We start from the raw sequence: 18314 nt of genomic DNA, 5'->3' as shown, positions 1-18314 counted from the left end.
GAGAAGGTTTCTTCTACCGGCGCATAGAATGTTTCAGAATAGTATAAGACTTACTTCTTGCGGAAGGAATCGAGCGAGACAACATCTGCAGACGGCTTGGATTCCGTCTCTTCACCGTCTGTTGCTTCTTTATCCTTGGCAGCCGCATCTTCTTTTTCAGCCGCAGTCTTACGCGGCCTGGATTTTGATTTTTGCGACTTTGCCGGAGCGTCTTCAGAAGAAATCAGTTCAATCGAAGAAATATTGCTGCCTTCATCATTGTCGCTCGTTGGCTGGACAACGGACACATCGAATTCAAGTTCGAAATTAACCGATGGGTCATAGAAGCCGCGAATAGCAGCGAAGGGGATCGTCAGCTTTTCAGGCACATCACCGAAGGAAAGGCCGATTTCAAACAGCTGGTCCGTAACCAGCATATCCCAGAACTGATGCTGTAACACGACGGTCATCTGCTCAGGATATTTTTCCTTGAGGCGCGATGAAATCCGCACACCAGGCGCTCCTGTAAGGAACGTGATGAAAAAGTGGTGGTTTCCAGGCAAGCCAGTCGCCGCCACTTCCGCAAGAACCTTGCGAATGACGCCACGGAGGGCTTCCTGAGCTAAAATATCATAACGGATCAGGTCCTGTACCATATTTTGCTTATCCCACGGATTCGCGGGTTGATGTCAAGTTTGTTCTCAATGGAATTGAAAATTATATCGTGAAAAAGCTCAACCTCCACGATTGCGGGATTAAAATAGCAATCAGAGCGTGAATTTGAAGGTTCTAAAAGACAAAGTGTACAGCTTATGCGCGCTTGCCGAATGCCATCAGAAATGTGCGGACACCATTGATCGAACTTTGCTCGATTATGGAATCGTCGATACTTTGACCTGTCAGGAGATGATAGTGGATGTCGGCATTGATCAGTGCGAGATAATGACGGGCAGCAAGATCGGGGTCTTCAATCACCAAATCGCCGGTAAGGGCAAGTCGCGCCAGATGGGCTGCAATAGCGGGCACACCTTGCGCCGGGCCTTTGGTGCTGCAAAGCTTTGCGTTCTGCGGAAGAGCATCCTCATCGGACTGAAACACCTTGCGCAAAAACGCGGTGGAGGGATCATAAACGCAATTGCGACTCATTCTGACAGAGAATGCGATAAGGTCTTCCTCAAGGTTTTCGCTCGATTGCGGAAAGGTTGCGAGCACGGCAAAAAGGCTCGACATCATCCTGTCGAACGCGTCATCGACAACTGCTGCAAGCAGTGCTTCTTTATCACGATAGTGATTATAGATCGTCTGGCGGGATACTCCGGCCTCACTGGCAATCAGATCGATACTCGCACCCTGAAAGCCATCGCGATAAAAAACACGGGCGGCGGCGCAAAGAATGAAGTCGCGCTTCATGCATTGCCCCGGTTTGATGACCGTGGAACTCGCCCCTTTGGAAAGGGCAGCGGGTCTATCCGATAGAACGGCTATATCGAGCATGTCAGTAGGTTTCATATCCTCAACATAAGACGACTTGACGATTTGGACAATGGTGTCTAATTTTACACTTGTGTCAAATCGGTTTTGACAATCCGTCCATTGTGGTGATTGCTGCACTATTTTTAAAGGCTGGGATATCCGGTGGGGGGCCGGGGGCGTCGCAGAAATTGTTAAAAATATGCAGCAGTAACATGTGGATAGAACTTCTGTTGCGATATTTGGACTTAGGCTTTCCCATCCTCCCAAGCGGTGCCGCGGGCCTGAATGGGTCCAAAATCGTAACAGGCGACTCACGAAACATTGATGAAAGCGCTCCTCCCCATGACTTCTGGTCTCGTGCGCAATGCGATTATTCTCGGTCTTTTGTCCGCTATTGGTCCGTTTGCAATAGATATGTACCTGCCGGCACTGCCGACCATCGCTTCAGATCTCCACGCGGAGACGGGCGCGGTGCAGATGAGTCTGCTTGCGTTCTTTCTGGCACTGGCGCTGGCGCAGCTTTTCCTTGGACCTCTTTCCGACATGATCGGCCGCAAGTTGCCGCTCTATGGCGGTCTGGTTCTGTTTTCCATTGGCAGTATCGGATCGGCCTTTGCGGCGGATATCGATATTCTTGTGCTGTTTCGCTTCGTACAGGGGATTGGCGCTGCATCCGGCTCCGTCATTCCACGTGCGATCGTTCGCGATCTGCACACGGGTGTAGATGCCGCGCGCCTCATGTCCCTGCTGATGCTGGTTTTCTCCATCTCGCCAATTCTGGCGCCACTGACCGGCTCGGTGCTGATCAGCTTCTTTGGCTGGCGCAGCGTGTTTTGGGCAGTGTTTATTGCAGCCCTTATCGGAATTGCTCTTATCGGATCGCTGCTAAAGGAGACGCGCGGCGCGGAGGCCCGGCTTGAGAGCAATATCAGCAGTGCGCTCAGCGGTTACGCGCGCTTGCTCAAAGACCGCTACTTCCTTGGTCTGGTAAGCATTGGCGGCTTTGGTATCTCGGCATTCTTCGTGTATCTGGCGAATTCATCCTTCGTGCTGATCGACCATTACGGTCTGACACCCAGCCAATATGCGATCGCGTTCTCGGTCAATGCGGTTTCATTTTTCGCGGCTTCGCAGCTCAATGGTGTGCTTGGTGCACGCTTTGGACTGCGCCGTGTGGTTAAGATGGCGGTAACCGGCTTCGCTGTGTCGATGGTTGCGCTACTCGCAGTCATTCTGCTGGGCTACCAGTCGCTCTATGTGATGGCGGCGTTCCTGTTCGTCGGCTATGGATTTTTGGGTCTTGTCATTCCGACCACAGCGGTGCTTGCCCTTGAGGATTATGGCGAGATTGCCGGAACCGCGTCTGCGCTGATGGGGACACTGCAATTTGTCATCGGCGGTTTAGCGATTGCTGTGACGAGTGCCGTCTTTGATGGATCGCCTTTGCCGATGGTCGCTGGCATTGCAGCCTGCGCGGTCCTTGCATTTGTCATCGCGATGATTGCGCTTTCGTCGAAAACACAACCAGCAGAGATCGCGATAACGGGAGCAAAAGTGGCTGAAACCGAGCCAGTTATAGTCTGACTGCTCCAAAGCGTGTCGCGTTTTAGCATAGCTATGCGGCACGCTTTGAATCTTTGTTTATGCACGTCTTTTTCCAAAAGTGAGCGCCACTTTTGGAAGACCGCCCAGCTTTCACAATGGAATGATATCTGCCGGAAATCGTTTTGATTGTCGGACACGATCTTGTGGTCTGAAAGCTGAGAATTTAATTAGTGAAAGAAAGTGGAGGCTTCTGTTGCCAGGTGCCTCCGAACCCCGCCTTAAGGTGCTAACCCTAAGGGCTTTAGAGTGGGTTTCCCGCACCGCCATTAGGCAGCGAGAGCATAACCCTGAGCTTTGTTGTCATTTGCAACTACTCAATTGACCCGATAACGGTGGTATCATGCCGAGCAAAAGAGCGATCTTTACACCCTTGTCGATCCTATTTCGCCCCCGCCACAGCACAACTTGCTTCTCAAGCATCTTGTGTTCTGGTGGAGGCGCCGGGTACCGCCCCCGGGTCCAATAGGTTTATTACATCGTCCATTTATCACCATAGTCAGCTTGCGCTGACACGCCGTATATAGGCGTCCTTCCTCGCGATTGGAAGAGGGTAGTTGTGATTTTACAGGTTGTTGGCGGTCGCGGCCTTCGCTTTCTACGTTCATTTTTAATTGACAGCCAGCCTCCGCTGGTCAATCCTCAGCACACTATCAGTGCATGCCTGATGGGGATCGAAATTCTCCGGCTCTGGCGGAGGTTTAAACGGGGCAAAGGCCCAATCGAAGGAGAGTGGATATATGAGTGAATATCTCGCGGATGTTCGTCGTTATGATGCTGGCGCTGATGAAGCCGTTGTCGGGAAGATCGTAAAGCATCTCGGTATTGCGTTGCGCAATCGCGATTCCTCTCTCGTTTCAGCGACGGATCCGGAAGAATTGAAGCGTGTTCGCGACAGCTGGGTGGCGAAAAAGCTCGGTGTTGCAGATGCTGCGAAAGCTGAAGAAGTGGTCAATCACGTGGCAGAAGTCATGAAGGGCGACCGCAATAAGCAGCGCGTTACCTTCTATTATCTCGTAGCCAAACAGCTGGGTAAGCTCGGCGATCTCTAATAATATCACTCCCTTGTGGAGTTTGAGACCTCGGTGCCTCGTCGCGCCGAGGTTTTTCTTTATAGTGATGTCAAAACGAATCGGCCCGGAAAGTAATCCCTATGCGTACCTATCTCGACCTTCTCCAGCATGTGCTCGATAATGGTTCTGACCGTGGTGACCGGACCGGGACAGGCACGCGTTCGGTGTTCGGCTATCAGATGCGATTTAATCTGGCCGAAGGTTTTCCGGTTCTGACGACGAAAAAGCTGCATCTGCGCTCAATCATCCATGAACTGCTATGGTTCCTCAAAGGCGATACCAATATCGCTTATCTTAAGGAAAACGGCGTTTCGATCTGGGATGAATGGGCCGACGAGAATGGCGATCTCGGTCCCGTCTATGGCTATCAATGGCGTTCATGGCCCGCACCAGATGGCCGTCACATCGACCAGATCGCGAATCTTCTCAAGATGTTGCGTGAAAATCCTAATTCACGACGTTTGATCGTGTCCGCATGGAATCCCGCGCTGGTCGATGAAATGGCTCTGCCACCATGCCATTGCCTGTTTCAGTTTTATGTGTCGGACGGCAAACTATCCTGCCAGCTTTATCAGCGTTCGGCGGATATTTTTCTGGGCGTTCCATTCAACATTGCTTCCTATGCATTGCTAACCATGATGATTGCACAGGTTGCAGGGCTTGAGCCCGGTGATTTTGTTCACACGCTGGGGGATGCGCATATCTATTCGAACCATTTCGAACAGGCGCGTTTGCAACTGACCCGCACGCCGAAGGCCTTGCCGACCATGCGTATCAATCCGGATGTGAAGGATCTGTTTGATTTCCGCTTCGAGGATTTTGAACTCGTTGGCTACGAAGCCGATCCAACGATCAAAGCTCCGATTGCGGTGTAAGACATGACAATTCGGAAGCCGATTGTATCGATCATCGTCGCTGCTGCTGAAAACGGTGTCATTGGTCGTGACAACGACATGCCGTGGAAGCTGTCGACTGATCTCAAGCGTTTCAAGGCACTGACATTGGGTAAACCCGTTATCATGGGGCGCCGTACATGGGAATCCATCGGGCGCCCTTTGCCGGGGCGCCCCAATATTGTTGTGACACGCGATGCCGCGTTTACTGCGGAAGGTGTACAGGTTGTCGGTTCGCTTGAAGATGCAATTGATCTGGGACGCAGGCTTGCGGCTGAGCTCAATGTTGATGAGGTCTGCATTATTGGTGGTGGCAACATCTATGCCCAAGGGCTACCATTGGCGGATGTGGTACATCTCACCCGCGTTTTGGCCACGATTGATGGTGACACGTATTTCCCTGATATCGATTCGGAAGTTTGGCAGGCCGTTTCGGTCGAGAATGTGCCCGCAGGTGAGAAAGACAGCCATCCAACATGCTATATTCGATATGAACGGCGTGTTGCGTAAATTATAACGCAGGAAATTTGCCGCCTTACGTTGAAAGCGGCCCTCGCGATGCCTATAAAACGGTAACATTAGTTGATGACGGGAGATGGCGCTTGCTTTCCCGTTTCCCGGACGAGAGGTGAGGATGCCCTGGAGTAATCAGAATGGCGGCGGTGGCCCATGGGGTGGCGGCGGCGATAATAATAACAATAACAATAATAACGGCGGCGGTGGCGGCCCATGGGGGCAGGGACCAAAAGGGCCGCGCGGTGGTGGACAGAACACGCCGCCAGACCTTGAGGATATTCTTCGCAAGGGCCAAGATCGTCTGAAAAAGGTTTTCCCAGGTGGTGGTGGCAGCAAGAGCGGCAGCAATCGCGGCGTATTTTTCCTCATCGGCGCAGCGGTGGTGGGTTTCTGGCTTTTCCAATCCATCTATACCGTCCAGCCTGATGAACTTGCTGTAGAACTTCGCTTTGGTAAGCCAAAGGCTGAAGTTTCTGAGCCAGGCCTGCATTTCCATTTCTGGCCGATCGAAACCTATGAAAAGGCGCAGATCGTCGAAAAGCAGATCAATATCGGTGGACAGGGTTCGCGCAGCGCTACGCAGGGACTAATGCTGACGGGCGATCAGAACATCGTTAATGTCCAGTTCTCGGTGCTTTACCGCGTATCCGATCCGCGCGCTTATCTGTTCAATGTCGATAATCCGGATTCGATGGTCCAGCAGGTTTCTGAAAGTGCGATCCGCGAGATCGTTGGACGCAGACCGGCTCAGGATGTCTTCCGTGATAATCGTGCTGCGATTGCGCAAAGTGTTCGTGACATCGTTCAGGCGACGCTTGACCGCTACAATACCGGTATTCAGGTCAATGCCGTTTCGATCGAAGATGCAGCACCGCCGCGTGAAGTGGCCGATGCGTTTGACGAAGTACAGCGTGCTGAACAGGACGAAGATCGTTTCGTAGAAGAGTCCAACCAGTATTCCAACCAGCGTCTTGGTCAGGCACGTGGTGAAGCAGCCCAGCTTCGTGAAGAAGCAGCAGCTTACAAAAACCGTGTTGTTCAGGAAGCTGAAGGTGAAGCCCAGCGTTTCAGCTCGGTACTTGGTGAATATCAGAAGTCGCCGGAAGTTACCCGTAACCGTCTTTTCCTCGAAACGATGGAACAGGTGCTGAAGAGCACGAAGAAAGTCATCGTGGAACCTGGAAAAGAAGTCGTGCCTTATCTGCCTCTGAATGAACTTATGCGCCAGCAGCCGCGTCCTGGTGCGAGCGCGACCACAACCGGCGGGGGTGCACAGTAATGTCTCAGAACAGGCTTCCGATTATTGGCGGTATCATCGCTGTCATCCTTTTTCTGGCATATTCGGCCACCTTCATCGTCAACGAACGCCAGCAGGCAATCGTTCTGCGCTTCGGTCAGATCGTTGCTGTAAAGACCGAACCGGGTATCTATTTCAAGCTGCCTTTCGGCTTTCTTGATGCCGATACTGTGCAGCTGATTGATGACCGTCTTCTGCGCTTTGATCTCGATGATATCCGCGTTCAGGTTTCAGGTGGTAAGTTCTACGACGTGGATGCATTCCTCGTTTATCGCATTACCGATGCGCGCAAGTTCCGTGAAACTGTTTCGGGTAGCACGCTGCTTGCAGAACAACGTCTGCGCACACGCCTCGATGCGGCATTGCGTGGTGTTTACGGTCAGCGTGGCTTTGAAGCAGCACTCTCTGAAGAGCGTGGCGACATGATGCGTGAAGTGGCAAACCAGATGCGTTCCGATGCGACGTCGCTTGGTCTGACCATTGAAGACGTTCGTATTCGTCGTACGGATCTGACGGCTGAGGTCTCGCAGCAGACCTATGACCGCATGAAGGCAGAACGTCTTGCAGAAGCAGAACGTCTGCGTGCCCGTGGTCGTGAAGCAGCACAGCGTATTCGCGCTATTGCCGATCGCCAGGTTGTCGAAACGATTGCTGAAGCGCGCAAGGAATCTGAAATCCTTCGTGGTGAAGGCGAAGCGCAGCGGAGTGATATTTTCGCTCAGTCTGCCTCAAAAGATCCGGGCTTCTTTGCCTTCTATCGTTCGATGGCAGCCTATCGTGAAGCTCTGCAGACGCCAGATACGACGCTTGTTCTCTCACCGGATTCGGAGTTCTTCAAGTTCTTCCGTGATGCCGGCGGGAAACTGGCAACGCCGTCGCAGTAAGAGAGATTATCGCAAATGAGCGATTTTCTGGCCGCCGTAGGACTTCTCTTCGTCTTTGAAGGGCTGCTCTACGGCGGCTTTCCTTTTTTCGCCAAGAAGCTTGCGCGCGATGCATCCGAAGCACCGGAAACCATGCTGCGGATTGCAGGGCTTTCAGCGCTGGCAATCGGCGTCTTCATTGTCTGGCTTGTCAGGGGATAAGCCACTTCATCCATTATATTTCTGCTCACCGCTCTATGCGGGGCCGTAAACAGGCCGTATTTTGCAGCGATCTAATCCTTTCGATTATCACCGCAGACAGAAACGGAGCAGAGCTTCATGGCAATTGCACCCAAGGCGGGATTTGCTCGCACCCTTTTAGCAACCGTAGCTCTTGGAGCGATGAGTTTTACAGGGACAGTAGCGATTGGCATGCCCCCTGCGGTTGCTCAGCAAGGCGGGGCGCAACAGACCGCGCCAGTGCACCAGGGACCGGGGTCGGTCGCTGATCTTGCCGAAGGGCTCCTTGATGCAGTCGTCAATATTTCGACATCGCAGACGGTCAAGGAAGACGGCGAAGGGGATGGCGGCGTTCCAATGCCGCAGGTGCCGGAAGGCTCCCCATTTCAGGAGTTCTTTAACGACTTCTTCAATGACAAGGACGGCGGTAAAAACAACGATTCGCGCAAAGTGCAGTCGCTTGGTTCCGGCTTTGTGATCGATGCCGAAAAAGGCTATATCGTCACGAACAACCACGTCATTGCCGATGCCGATGAAATCGAAGTGAATTTCGTTGATGGCTCGAAGCTCAAGGCCGAGCTTGTCGGCAAGGATACCAAAACCGATCTAGCTGTGCTGAAAGTTGATCCTGCCAAACACAAGCTCACTGCAGTGCAGTTCGGAAATTCCGAGAAGGCACGCATTGGCGACTGGGTTCTGGCGATCGGTAACCCCTTCGGCCTTGGTGGGACTGTAACGGCCGGTATCATTTCGGCCCGTAAGCGCGATATTCAGTCCGGGCCTTATGACGACTTCATCCAGACCGATGCTGCGATCAACCGGGGTAATTCCGGCGGTCCACTTTTCGATATGGATGGCAAGGTAATCGGCATCAATACGGCAATTTATTCGCCATCGGGTGGCTCGATTGGTATTGGCTTTGCAATTCCAGCTGAAATGGCCGTCGGTGTCATCGATCAGCTGAAAGAGTTTGGTGAAGTGCGCCGCGGCTGGCTCGGTGTACGTCTGCAGCCAGTTACCGAAGATATTGCGCAGAGCCTTGGTCTGAAAGACGCGAAAGGCGCTTTGATCGCTGGATTGATTGAAAATTCAGGCGTCGACAATACGGCTATCAAGGCGGGTGACGTGGTTATCCGCTACGATGGCAAGCCAGTCGAACGCGCACGGGATCTGCCACGTCTTGTCGCTGAAAGCGCAGTCGGTGACGAGGTCGATATTGTCGTCGTTCGTGATGGTGAAGAGAAAACCATAAAGGTCAAGCTCGGGCGTCTGGTTGAAGACGATAAGAGCACTGAAGCGGCCGCCGAAGATCAGGCTCCTCCACCAGGCATGGAAGAAGGTAAAGACGGTGCAGAAGTGCCCGATGCGTCAAAGCCAGATGCTCAGAAAAAAGAACAGAAGGAGCAGGCCGCCACGACTGTGATGGGCATGAAGCTTGCGGAAATCAGCGATGATGTTCGCGGTGAGTTTGGCATTGCCGAAGATGTGGAAGGCGTTGCCGTGCTTTACGTTGCTCCGGGTTCTGCTGCCGGTGAGAAGCGCGTTGAAACCGGTGATGTTATTGTCGATATCGGTCAGGTCACGGTGAAAACGCCTGCCGATGTGAAGAAGCGGATCGATGCCTTGCGCCGCGAGGGGCGCAAGAATGCACTTCTGATGCTTGCTTCGCGCTCGGGCGAGCTGCGTTTTGTGACAATCCGTATCGACTGAGCATTTCCAGCAAAAGTGCGAAGCGGTTTTGCGTAGGATAATGCGATGAAACAAACACTTAGAGCGGTTCCAGCGACTCCGTTTTAACTGGAACCGCTCTAGGCTTTCGTCGCGTTACAAAAACGAAAGGCGTTGCGGAATACCGCAACGCCTTTTTTATTTGTGTTCTGAATCGCTTATGGGATTCCGTTACGAATATGATTCAGTCTTCGCAGGCTTGATGGTCCGATAGACGACATGGCGTTTGAGATGTGGCGTCTCGTCCGGCACGCGCGGATGATCGAAGTCGCTTGCCATATCGCGAACCATACCGATGCGCTGCATGACTGATGTCGAGCGGTCGTTGTTAGAGACTGCGAAGGACACGACTTCAGGCAATTCCAATGTTTCGAAGGCATAGGCGAGCAGCGCTTTGCCTGCTTCCGTCACATAGCCTTTGCCCCAGAATGGCGGCGCGAGACGCCAGCCAATTTCGACAGTGCCGTTCGGAAAATGTGGTTCCAGATCGGTGCGCGCCAGCCCCGCAAAGCCGATGCATTGTCCGCTTTGCTTTTCTTCGAGAGCGTAAAAGCCGAAGCCGGTTTCTGCGATCATGGTTTGAAGAAGCTCAAACAGCGCATCCGATTCAGCACGATTGCGACGAAACGGAAAGAAACGCATCACTTCATCATCGGAGTTGATCACGTGAAGCAGTTCACGATCACGATCTTCCCAGTTGCGGATAATGAGGCGAGGTGTTTCCAGAATGATCATTCAACGAAATCCGATTTACGATAGCCTTGAATATAGAGAAGCGCGGTCAGGTCGCCATGGTCAATGCGGACCTTGGCCTGGGCTGCGACTGCAGGCTTTGCATGAAGGGCCACGCCTGTCCCTGCAAGCTGGATCATGCCAAGGTCGTTGGCACCGTCACCCACTGCGATTGCATCTTGAGGTGTAAGGCCAAGACGATCAGCGATCTCAATGAGCTTTTCGACCTTCGCTTCGCGCCCAAGGATTGGATCTGAAACGGTGCCGCTCAAATGTGCGCCATCGTGAAGAAGTGTGTTGGCGCGGTCTTCATTGAAGCCAATCATTTCTGCAACGCGACGTGTAAACGAGGTGAAGCCACCGGACACCAATGCGGTATATGCGCCGTGCTTGCGCATGGTACGCACAAGTTCAACACCGCCCGGCATCAGTGAGATGCGCGTGGAAATGACCTTGTCGATGACCGACAGCGGTAGGCCCTTAAGGAGAGCGACACGCTCCCGAAGTGCTGGCTCGAATTCGATTTCGCCGTTCATGGCACGGGCTGTAATGGCTGCAACATGCTCACGCAGACCTGCTTCTTCGGCCAACTCGTCGATACATTCCTGCTGGATCATGGTGGAATCCATGTCTGCGATCAGAATTTTCTTGCGTCGGCTATCCTGTTCCTGCACCACCACATCGACAGGTGCACCATCGAGGGAAGCGCGCAGAGTGCTTTCTGCTTCTTTGTGGGAGATGCCAGAGGCAAGCGGTATGTCGCAGGCGATGCCGTCAGCCAGCCAATAAAGTCCGGTTGCATTCACTGCCGCCGAGGCTTTAATCCCCAGAGACGGAGCAAGCAGCGCTTTGGCCGGATTGGCAATCAGTGTAGCAATGAGGGAAACGGATCGGGACATGAGGAGCATTTCCTACGATGAGTGAGCATGCGGTGAAGGATGCAATCCTGATAGCTGGCCCAACGGCCAGCGGCAAGTCAGCTCTTGCTCTTCATATGGCAAAGAAGACCGGCGGCTTCATCGTGAACACCGATTCTATGCAGGTTTATGATGTGCTCGACCTGTTGAGTGCACGCCCGCAGCCTGATGAGTTGCGCGAGGCTGAGCATTATCTTTATGGGCATGTTCCCCCCTCTGTTTCCTATTCGACCGGCAAATGGTTTGCCGATGTGGAGATCTTGCTTTCGCGTTCCGATCTTAAGGAACGAACGCCGATTTTTGTCGGCGGTACGGGGCTTTATTTTAAGGCGCTGCTGGGCGGGCTGTCGCAAATGCCGGAGGTGCCTGTCGATATACGTGGATATTGGCGTAACCGTATGGGCGAAGAGGGGGCGGAAGCTCTTCATGCAATGCTTACGGCGCGTGATCCTGAGATTGCAGCAACGCTTCGTCCAACCGACAGCCAGCGTATCGTTCGCGCATTGGAAGTGTTTGAAGGGACAGGCAAGTCTCTGCTGCATTGGCAGAAGGCAACGGGCACGGCGCTGGTAGATGATGCGAGCGCGACCAAGATCGTGCTGTTGCCTGATCGTAAGTGGTTGGGCGAGCGGATTGCCCAACGCTTCAATCTTATGTGGGGCCAGGGTGCGCTTGATGAAGTACGCGCATTGATGGCGCTTGATCTTGATCCGGCACTGCCAGCGATGAAGGCAATCGGCGTGCGGGAAACTGCTGCATTCTTTGCCGGTGAGATGACGCAGGAAGAGGCTATCGAGCGGTCTGTAATTGCAACCCGCCAATACGCCAAACGCCAATCGACATGGTTCCGCAATCAGCTGGATCAAAGCTGGAATGTCTATTCCTCAGGTCATGAGGCCTTGTCAGGGCAATAATGTTATCGAATGCGGGTGTTTGACAGAAGAAAACAACGCACCTGATGAATTTATGCGTTGACGGAGCGATTTTCGGTGATTAGTCTCCCGACCATGAACAGAACAGCTCTTATTCTTGTGGTACGAACGCGCATGGGCAGGATGGTGTAACCATCCGGCGAAAGCTCCCATGCGCGAAAGACAGGCTCCCTCGGGGGCCTTTTTTGTTATCTAAACACCAACGAAATTGAATATGTAAAGCAGACGGGAAGTGACGACGATGACGGCAGCAAAAAGCGAGGCGGCGACGATCTCCGCAGGGCAACGCGAAATGACCGGTGCAGAAATGGTGGTTCAGGCTATGATCGATCATGGCGTGGAACATCTTTTTGGTTATCCGGGTGGCGCTGTGCTGCCGATCTACGACGAACTTTTCCAGCAGGACAAGGTTCAGCACATTCTGGTTCGCCACGAGCAGGGTGCAGGCCATGCGGCTGAAGGCTATGCCCGTTCAACTGGCAAGGTCGGCGTTATGCTGGTTACATCCGGTCCTGGTGCCACCAATGCGGTGACGCCGTTGCAGGATGCATTGATGGATTCCATCCCGCTGGTCTGCATTTCCGGTCAGGTTCCAACATCGCTCATCGGTTCCGATGGTTTTCAGGAAGCTGATACCGTTGGCATCACCCGTCCTTGTACCAAGCACAATTGGCTGGTCCGTGACGTAAACGATCTCTCGCGTATTTTGCACGAGGCGTTCCATATCGCCTCCACGGGTCGTCCGGGTCCGGTTCTGGTCGATATTCCTAAGGACATTCAGTTTGCAACCGGCATCTATACGCCACCGCAAACTGCTCCGCGCACCAGCTATCGCCCGACAGTTGAAGGCGACAAGTCGGCGATTGCACAAGCGGTTGAAATGCTGCTGAGCGCAAAGAAGCCCATTATCTATTCGGGTGGTGGCGTTATCAATTCCGGTCCTGCCGCAACAAAACTGCTGCGTGAACTGGTCGAGATCAGCAATTTCCCGATCACCTCGACCTTGATGGGGTTGGGTGCCTATCCGGCATCGGGCAAGAACTGGCTTGGTATGCTGGGTATGCATGGTACGTATGAAGCCAATATGACGATGCATGATTGCGACGTCATGCTGTGTGTTGGTGCACGCTTTGATGACCGTATCACCGGCCGTCTTAATGCCTTTGCGCCATATTCGCGCAAGATTCACATCGATATTGATCCATCGTCGATCAACAAGAACGTTCGCGTTGATGTTCCGATCATTGGTGACGTTGCGCATGTTCTCGAAGACATTGTTCGCCAGTTCCGTGCAGCCGCAAAAAAGCCGGATGCAAGCGCGATCGGCGCATGGTGGGAGCAGATCAACCGCTGGCGTGCACGCAATTCGCTCGCCTTTACGCCGAACAAAGACGTCATCATGCCGCAATATGCATTGCAGCGCCTGAATGAACTGACCAAGGATCGTAATACCTACATCACCACCGAAGTTGGCCAGCATCAGATGTGGGCTGCCCAGTTCATGGATTTCGATGAACCGAACCGTTGGATGACATCGGGTGGTCTGGGCACCATGGGGTATGGCCTGCCTGCCGCGCTTGGCGTGCAGATTGCACATCCCGATGCGTTGGTTATCGATATTGCCGGTGACGCATCGATCCAGATGTGCATTCAGGAAATGTCGGCTGCAATCCAGTATGAAGCGCCAATCAAGATCTTCATCCTGAACAACCAGTATATGGGCATGGTACGTCAATGGCAGCAGTTGTTGCACGGCAATCGCCTGTCGCATTCCTATACAGAGGCAATGCCTGACTTCGTGAAGCTTGCAGAGGCCTATGGTGCGCATGGCATTCGTTGTGAAAAGCCAGCTCAGCTCGATGATGCGATCATGGAAATGATCGAGATCAAGAAGCCGGTTATCTTCGATTGCCGCGTTGCCAATCTCGCCAACTGTTTCCCGATGATCCCATCCGGCAAGGCACATAATGAAATGCTGCTGCCCGATGAAGCGACTGATGAAGCTGTTGCCAACGCCATTGATGCCAAGGGCCGCGCCCTAGTCTGATCCGGAGAAAAGAAAATGAACGCACAAAATCTAGCATCCGGCTCGGCATATTTCATTGCGACGGATACGCAAACGCCGGAAACCCACACGCTTTCCGTTCTCGTCGACAATGAGCCGGGCGTTCTGGCCCGCGTCATTGGCCTGTTTTCGGGCCGTGGCTACAATATTGAAAGCCTTACGGTTTCTGAAACCGAGCACGAGCAGCACCTGTCGCGCATTACGATTGTTACGCGCGGCACGCCCAATGTGCTTGATCAGATCCGTCATCAGCTTGAGCGTATCGTACCAGTGCACCGCGTGGTTGATATGACCCACCGCGCTGTGGAACTCGGCCACGAGCGTCCAATTGAACGTGAGCTTGCGCTGATCAAGGTGGCAGGCAAGGGTGAGGCGCGTGCGGAAACGCTGCGTCTGACCGATGCCTTCAACGCCAAGATTGTTGATGCAACGACAGAGCATTTCATTGTCGAGATTACGGGCAAGACCGCCAAGATTGACCAGTTCATTTTGCTGATGAAGCCGCTCGGTCTGGTGGAGATTTGCCGGACCGGTGTGGCGGCGATGAACCGCGGTCCTCAGGGGTTATAGCATTTTTCTGGAGCGCATCTTTTCCGAAAACCGCTTCACACTTTTCGGGATGCGCTCTTAGCTAAATCGAGACAATATCGGCTAAAACCGGCACAATGTTTCGATTGTGCCGGTTTTTTATTGAGCTAATTTGTCTCTATCAATCAGGTCAAACCAATGTCTCTTGAAATATTCCTTGCGCTTCTTGTCTTCGCATTTGTCTCTTCAGTCACACCTGGTCCCAACAATCTGATGCTACTCGCATCGGGGGTGAATTTTGGTTTTCGGCGGACAATTCCGCATATGCTAGGAATAGGCGTGGGCTTTTTCATTCTGCTGCTGGCGGTTGGGTTCGGTCTCGGTGCGCTGATCGAAACGGTGCCGTCATTCTATACGTCGCTTAAGTTCGCTGGCGGCGCTTACATGCTTTACCTCGCGTGGAAAATTGCTACGTCGCGCTCGATTGGCGAGTCTAAAGGCAGTGATAGTGGCGAGCCGATGACATTTCTTCAGGCGGCTGCATTTCAGTGGGTCAATCCGAAAGCCTGGGTCATGGGGATCACCGGCATCGCCACCTATGCCAACCATGACAATTACTATGTGGCCGTAATCCTGGTGAGCGTCGCCTTCGCGATTGTAAACCTGCCGAGTGTATCAGTCTGGGCAGGTTTCGGCACCTTGCTGCGCAACTGGCTTTCCGATCCTGTCCGATTGAAATGGTTCAATCTTACCATGGCCTTGCTGCTCATTCTGAGCCTGTGGCCGATGTTGAAATAATGAGTTGAAGGAATGAAAGATGTCTGCGCTTCCTACCTATGATGATGTGGTGTCTGCGGCTCAACTGATTGAAGGACATGCGCATCACACACCGGTATTCACTTCTTCAACGATTGACCGCGAGACCGGCGCGCAGTTCTTTTTCAAATGCGAGAATTTTCAACGCATTGGCGCTTTCAAATTTCGTGGTGCGTTCAACGCTTTGTCTCGCTTCAATGATGAGCAGAAGAAACGTGGTGTGCTGGCATTTTCTTCCGGCAATCACGCACAGGCAATCGCGCTTGCTGCCAAACTGTTGGGCATTAGCGCGACAATTATCATGCCAGAGGATGCTCCGGCGGCAAAGCTGGAGGCCACGAAAGGCTATGGCGCAAAGGTTGTCACTTATAACCGCTATACCGAAGATCGCGATGCGCTCTCGAAGAAACTCGCGGACGAAGGTGGCCTGACGCTCATTCCGCCATTCAATCATCCCGACATTATTGCCGGGCAGGGAACGGCGACAAAGGAACTGATCGAAGAGACCGGACCTTTGGATGCCTTGTTTGTCTGTCTGGGTGGTGGCGGATTGCTTGCAGGGTCTGCTTTGGCTGCCAAGGCACTTTCACCATCATGCGATGTTTATGGGGTTGAGCCGGAAGCAGGCAATGACGGCCAGCAATCGTTCCGTTCGGGCAAAATTGTGCATATCGATGTGCCCAAGACATTGGCGGATGGCGCTCAGACACAGGCCCTGGGTGATATGACCTTCGCTGTCATCCGCGACACAGTCCGAGATATTCTCGCCGTCAGTGACGATGAACTGGTGCAGGGAATGAAGTTCTTTGCGAGCCGGATGAAAATGATTGTTGAACCGACTGGCTGCCTTGCTTTTGCAGGTGCATTGCAAATGGCACCAATGCTGAAGGGCAAGCGGGTTGGCGTTATTGTCAGTGGTGGCAATGTCGATCTCGATAAATTTGCGGCGCTGGTCGGTAAAAGCATTTGATCACGGTTTGATCTTGTCTTTGAGGGACGAATCCTGTCTGAACAACGGATGCAGTTTTCACCGGAGCAGGATCAGGCCTTGAAGGCCGTCGGAAAATGGCTGAAGGAAGGGCGCTCCCCGATCTTCAGGCTGTTTGGCTATGCAGGCACGGGTAAGACGACGCTCGCGCGTTATTTTGCCGAGCATGTCGATGGCGATGTGCAGTTTGCTGCATTCACCGGCAAAGCCGCGCAGGTTCTCCGCTCAAAGGGTGCGAACAATGCGCGCACGCTTCATTCGCTGATCTATCGCCCGCGTGGTGAAGAAGCCGTAGAAGACGAAACCACCGGCAAAACCTCCATTTCACCGACCTTTTCGCTCAACCGCCAAAGCCCTGTTGCCAAGGCCGCACTTATCGTTGTGGATGAGTGCTCGATGGTTGATGAACAACTCGGTCGCGATTTGATGACCTTTGGCACACCTATTCTGGTGCTGGGTGATCCGGGTCAGTTGCCTCCGATTTCCGGCGGCGGGTTCTTTACCGAGCACGACCCTGATTTCCTGCTGACCGAAATTCACCGTCAGGCACGCGACAACCCTATCATTCGCATGGCGCTTGATGTGCGTGAGGGCAGGGATCTCGACTATTGCGATGAGGGACGGGCGAAGGTCATTTCCAAGGGACAAGTCAATCAGGATCTGGTTCTTTCGGCTGATCAGGTGCTTGTCGGGACCAACCGCACACGCAAGCGCTATAACCAGCGACTGCGCGAACTGAAAGGCTTCACCGCCGAATATCCGCAGGCTGGCGACAAGCTGGTTTGTTTGCGCAATGATCCAGCCAAGGGATTGTTGAATGGTTCGCTCTGGAAGGTGATGACTTCATCCAAGGAGACGGTAAAGCCCGGCATCAATCTGCTGGTTTCGCCGGAAGATGAAGATCGTGGCGTTGCCAAGATCAAGCTGCTCAAGGCTCAGTTTGAGGACCCGGATGCCGAAATTCCCTGGCAAACCAAGAAGCGCTTTGACGATTTCGATTATGGTTATGCGCTGACCGTGCATAAGGCGCAGGGTTCGCAATGGGACAATGTCGTGCTTTTCGATGAAAGCTACGCTTTCCGGGATACACGTGAACGCTGGCTTTACACGGCTATTACCCGCGCGGCCGAACAGTTGACTATCGTCAAGTAATCATTGCGCAGTGGGTTCCGCATCGAGCCACTTCCAGGCTTCCGGCTCGTCATCGGCTTCAAATGTCCGCATTTCGATTGAAAGAAATGGCTGCATGAGCGTGACGCTGGCCTGTATCCACAAAGGACCGCCGACAATTGCATAGCGTCGCAGATGTCTTAGCGATTTTGCGCGCATGGACAGCATGCTTTCTGAGAAGGCTGAACCCCAATCGACCCCCTCATAACCGGTTAGCCGAATGAGTAGATCGATTTCCTCAAACCCCTCATAGGCCGCATCAAGCAGGCCATAGAGATTTTCAAGGGCTGCATCGTTGAGGTGCCCCTCGATTGCAAAAGCAAAAGCATCTTCACGATTGGTGGGAATGCGTCGAATGACAGGAATGTCTTCATTGCGCATGGGGACCTCCATCCTTTGAATATCGTCTTTGTCAGAACGTCACGTCTTTTGATGGCTTCAACGTTTTTGACCGGGCAAAAGTTGCGTTACATATGTGAAAATTCCATCAGTAAAAGTTCCG

At 53.1% G+C, this 18314-nt stretch carries 19 protein-coding genes and 1 other RNA gene; 14 read left to right on the top strand and 6 right to left on the bottom strand.

What is annotated here, in order from left to right; translation table 11 throughout:
* Positions 1–50: 50 nt before the first annotated feature.
* A complete protein-coding gene (locus tag CEV33_RS07865; RefSeq protein WP_094539895.1) occupies positions 51–635 on the bottom strand; it encodes an SspB family protein in 585 nt (194 codons plus the stop codon).
* Positions 636–789: 154 nt separating this feature from the next.
* Complete coding sequence (locus CEV33_RS07860; RefSeq protein ID WP_094539893.1) at positions 790–1488, bottom strand: TetR/AcrR family transcriptional regulator; 699 nt, start codon at positions 1486–1488, stop codon at positions 790–792.
* A gap of 306 nt (positions 1489–1794) precedes the next feature.
* On the opposite strand from CEV33_RS07860, the gene CEV33_RS07855 reads away from it, so the two are divergent.
* A complete protein-coding gene (locus CEV33_RS07855; RefSeq protein WP_094539891.1) occupies positions 1795–3036 on the top strand; it encodes a multidrug effflux MFS transporter in 1242 nt (413 codons plus the stop codon).
* 200 nt (positions 3037–3236) lie between these two features.
* On the opposite strand, the gene ssrA is transcribed toward CEV33_RS07855, so the two are convergent.
* Positions 3237–3607: a transfer-messenger RNA gene (gene ssrA / locus CEV33_RS07850) on the bottom strand.
* 187 nt (positions 3608–3794) lie between these two features.
* On the opposite strand from ssrA, the gene CEV33_RS07845 reads away from it, so the two are divergent.
* From CEV33_RS07845 to CEV33_RS07815, 7 genes are all read left to right on the top strand, one after another.
* A complete protein-coding gene (locus CEV33_RS07845) occupies positions 3795–4106 on the top strand; it encodes a DUF2853 family protein (RefSeq protein ID WP_094539889.1) in 312 nt (103 codons plus the stop codon).
* A 101-nt stretch (positions 4107–4207) separates the two neighbouring features.
* Complete coding sequence (locus CEV33_RS07840; RefSeq protein ID WP_094539887.1) at positions 4208–5002, top strand: thymidylate synthase; 795 nt, start codon at positions 4208–4210, stop codon at positions 5000–5002.
* 9 nt (positions 5003–5011) lie between these two features.
* Positions 5012–5530: a dihydrofolate reductase gene (locus CEV33_RS07835; protein WP_208620177.1), complete on the top strand. Its 519-nt coding sequence runs from the start codon at positions 5012–5014 to the stop codon at positions 5528–5530.
* Between the two features lie 124 nt (positions 5531–5654).
* The gene (hflK, locus tag CEV33_RS07830; protein WP_094539884.1) at positions 5655–6815 is read left to right on the top strand and encodes an FtsH protease activity modulator HflK; all 1161 of its coding nucleotides are present in this window, start codon (positions 5655–5657) and stop codon (positions 6813–6815) included.
* Positions 6815–7717 (top strand): protease modulator HflC, encoded by a 903-nt coding sequence (gene hflC / locus CEV33_RS07825; protein WP_094539883.1) that lies wholly within the window; start codon positions 6815–6817, stop codon positions 7715–7717. The genes hflK and hflC overlap by 1 nt, the downstream gene beginning before the upstream one ends.
* 15 nt (positions 7718–7732) lie before the next feature.
* Entirely contained in the window at positions 7733–7918 is a 186-nt protein-coding gene (locus tag CEV33_RS07820) for a DUF2065 domain-containing protein (RefSeq protein ID WP_094539881.1), read from the top strand.
* A gap of 117 nt (positions 7919–8035) precedes the next feature.
* Entirely contained in the window at positions 8036–9646 is a 1611-nt protein-coding gene (locus CEV33_RS07815; RefSeq protein WP_094539880.1) for a DegQ family serine endoprotease, read from the top strand.
* Positions 9647–9835: 189 nt separating this feature from the next.
* Here CEV33_RS07815 and CEV33_RS07810 read toward each other — a convergent pair whose 3' ends face one another.
* A complete protein-coding gene (locus tag CEV33_RS07810) occupies positions 9836–10399 on the bottom strand; it encodes a GNAT family N-acetyltransferase (RefSeq protein ID WP_094539879.1) in 564 nt (187 codons plus the stop codon).
* Positions 10396–11295 (bottom strand): phosphoserine phosphatase SerB, encoded by a 900-nt coding sequence (gene serB, locus CEV33_RS07805; protein ID WP_094539878.1) that lies wholly within the window; start codon positions 11293–11295, stop codon positions 10396–10398. Before serB ends, CEV33_RS07810 begins: the two co-directional genes overlap by 4 nt.
* A 17-nt stretch (positions 11296–11312) precedes the next feature.
* Between serB and miaA the strand changes: the two genes are divergently transcribed.
* The 6 genes from miaA (at position 11313) to CEV33_RS07770 (ending at position 17794) form a co-directional block, all read left to right on the top strand.
* Entirely contained in the window at positions 11313–12227 is a 915-nt protein-coding gene (gene miaA, locus CEV33_RS07800) for a tRNA (adenosine(37)-N6)-dimethylallyltransferase MiaA (protein WP_094539877.1), read from the top strand.
* Positions 12228–12486: 259 nt separating this feature from the next.
* A complete protein-coding gene (locus tag CEV33_RS07790; protein WP_208620168.1) occupies positions 12487–14292 on the top strand; it encodes an acetolactate synthase 3 large subunit in 1806 nt (601 codons plus the stop codon).
* A 15-nt stretch (positions 14293–14307) separates the two neighbouring features.
* A complete protein-coding gene (ilvN, locus tag CEV33_RS07785) occupies positions 14308–14880 on the top strand; it encodes an acetolactate synthase small subunit (protein WP_094539876.1) in 573 nt (190 codons plus the stop codon).
* A gap of 156 nt (positions 14881–15036) precedes the next feature.
* Positions 15037–15636, top strand: a complete 600-nt coding sequence (locus CEV33_RS07780) for a LysE family translocator (RefSeq protein ID WP_094539875.1) — start codon at positions 15037–15039, stop codon at positions 15634–15636.
* A 19-nt stretch (positions 15637–15655) separates the two neighbouring features.
* Entirely contained in the window at positions 15656–16624 is a 969-nt protein-coding gene (locus CEV33_RS07775; RefSeq protein ID WP_094539874.1) for a threo-3-hydroxy-L-aspartate ammonia-lyase, read from the top strand.
* A gap of 48 nt (positions 16625–16672) precedes the next feature.
* Positions 16673–17794, top strand: a complete 1122-nt coding sequence (locus CEV33_RS07770) for an ATP-dependent DNA helicase (protein WP_094539873.1) — start codon at positions 16673–16675, stop codon at positions 17792–17794.
* Here CEV33_RS07770 and CEV33_RS07765 read toward each other — a convergent pair whose 3' ends face one another.
* Positions 17795–18193, bottom strand: a complete 399-nt coding sequence (locus CEV33_RS07765) for a SpoIIAA family protein (protein WP_094539872.1) — start codon at positions 18191–18193, stop codon at positions 17795–17797.
* Positions 18194–18314: the final 121 nt, after the last annotated feature.

The organism is Brucella grignonensis (assembly GCF_002252505.1).
In the GTDB taxonomy this organism is placed as follows: Bacteria; Pseudomonadota; Alphaproteobacteria; order Rhizobiales; family Rhizobiaceae; genus Brucella; species Brucella grignonensis.
Note: the sequence above shows the minus strand (reverse complement) of the source record. Positions and strands in the feature narration are given on the sequence as shown.

Bases quoted from the DNA above. Each gene is read 5' to 3' on its own strand.
- CEV33_RS07865 (WP_094539895.1), bottom strand. From the start codon at position 635: ATGGTACAGGACCTGATCCGTTATGATATTTTAGCTCAGGAAGCCCTC.
- CEV33_RS07860 (WP_094539893.1), bottom strand. From the start codon at position 1,488: ATGAAACCTACTGACATGCTCGATATAGCCGTTCTATCGGATAGACCC.
- CEV33_RS07855 (WP_094539891.1), top strand. From the start codon at position 1,795: ATGACTTCTGGTCTCGTGCGCAATGCGATTATTCTCGGTCTTTTGTCC.
- CEV33_RS07845 (WP_094539889.1), top strand. From the start codon at position 3,795: ATGAGTGAATATCTCGCGGATGTTCGTCGTTATGATGCTGGCGCTGAT.
- CEV33_RS07840 (WP_094539887.1), top strand. From the start codon at position 4,208: ATGCGTACCTATCTCGACCTTCTCCAGCATGTGCTCGATAATGGTTCT.
- hflK (WP_094539884.1), top strand. From the start codon at position 5,655: ATGCCCTGGAGTAATCAGAATGGCGGCGGTGGCCCATGGGGTGGCGGC.
- hflC (WP_094539883.1), top strand. From the start codon at position 6,815: ATGTCTCAGAACAGGCTTCCGATTATTGGCGGTATCATCGCTGTCATC.
- CEV33_RS07820 (WP_094539881.1), top strand. From the start codon at position 7,733: ATGAGCGATTTTCTGGCCGCCGTAGGACTTCTCTTCGTCTTTGAAGGG.
- CEV33_RS07815 (WP_094539880.1), top strand. From the start codon at position 8,036: ATGGCAATTGCACCCAAGGCGGGATTTGCTCGCACCCTTTTAGCAACC.
- CEV33_RS07810 (WP_094539879.1), bottom strand. From the start codon at position 10,399: ATGATCATTCTGGAAACACCTCGCCTCATTATCCGCAACTGGGAAGAT.
- serB (WP_094539878.1), bottom strand. From the start codon at position 11,295: ATGTCCCGATCCGTTTCCCTCATTGCTACACTGATTGCCAATCCGGCC.
- miaA (WP_094539877.1), top strand. From the start codon at position 11,313: ATGAGTGAGCATGCGGTGAAGGATGCAATCCTGATAGCTGGCCCAACG.
- CEV33_RS07790 (WP_208620168.1), top strand. From the start codon at position 12,487: ATGACGGCAGCAAAAAGCGAGGCGGCGACGATCTCCGCAGGGCAACGC.
- ilvN (WP_094539876.1), top strand. From the start codon at position 14,308: ATGAACGCACAAAATCTAGCATCCGGCTCGGCATATTTCATTGCGACG.
- CEV33_RS07780 (WP_094539875.1), top strand. From the start codon at position 15,037: ATGTCTCTTGAAATATTCCTTGCGCTTCTTGTCTTCGCATTTGTCTCT.
- CEV33_RS07775 (WP_094539874.1), top strand. From the start codon at position 15,656: ATGTCTGCGCTTCCTACCTATGATGATGTGGTGTCTGCGGCTCAACTG.
- CEV33_RS07770 (WP_094539873.1), top strand. From the start codon at position 16,673: ATGCAGTTTTCACCGGAGCAGGATCAGGCCTTGAAGGCCGTCGGAAAA.
- CEV33_RS07765 (WP_094539872.1), bottom strand. From the start codon at position 18,193: ATGCGCAATGAAGACATTCCTGTCATTCGACGCATTCCCACCAATCGT.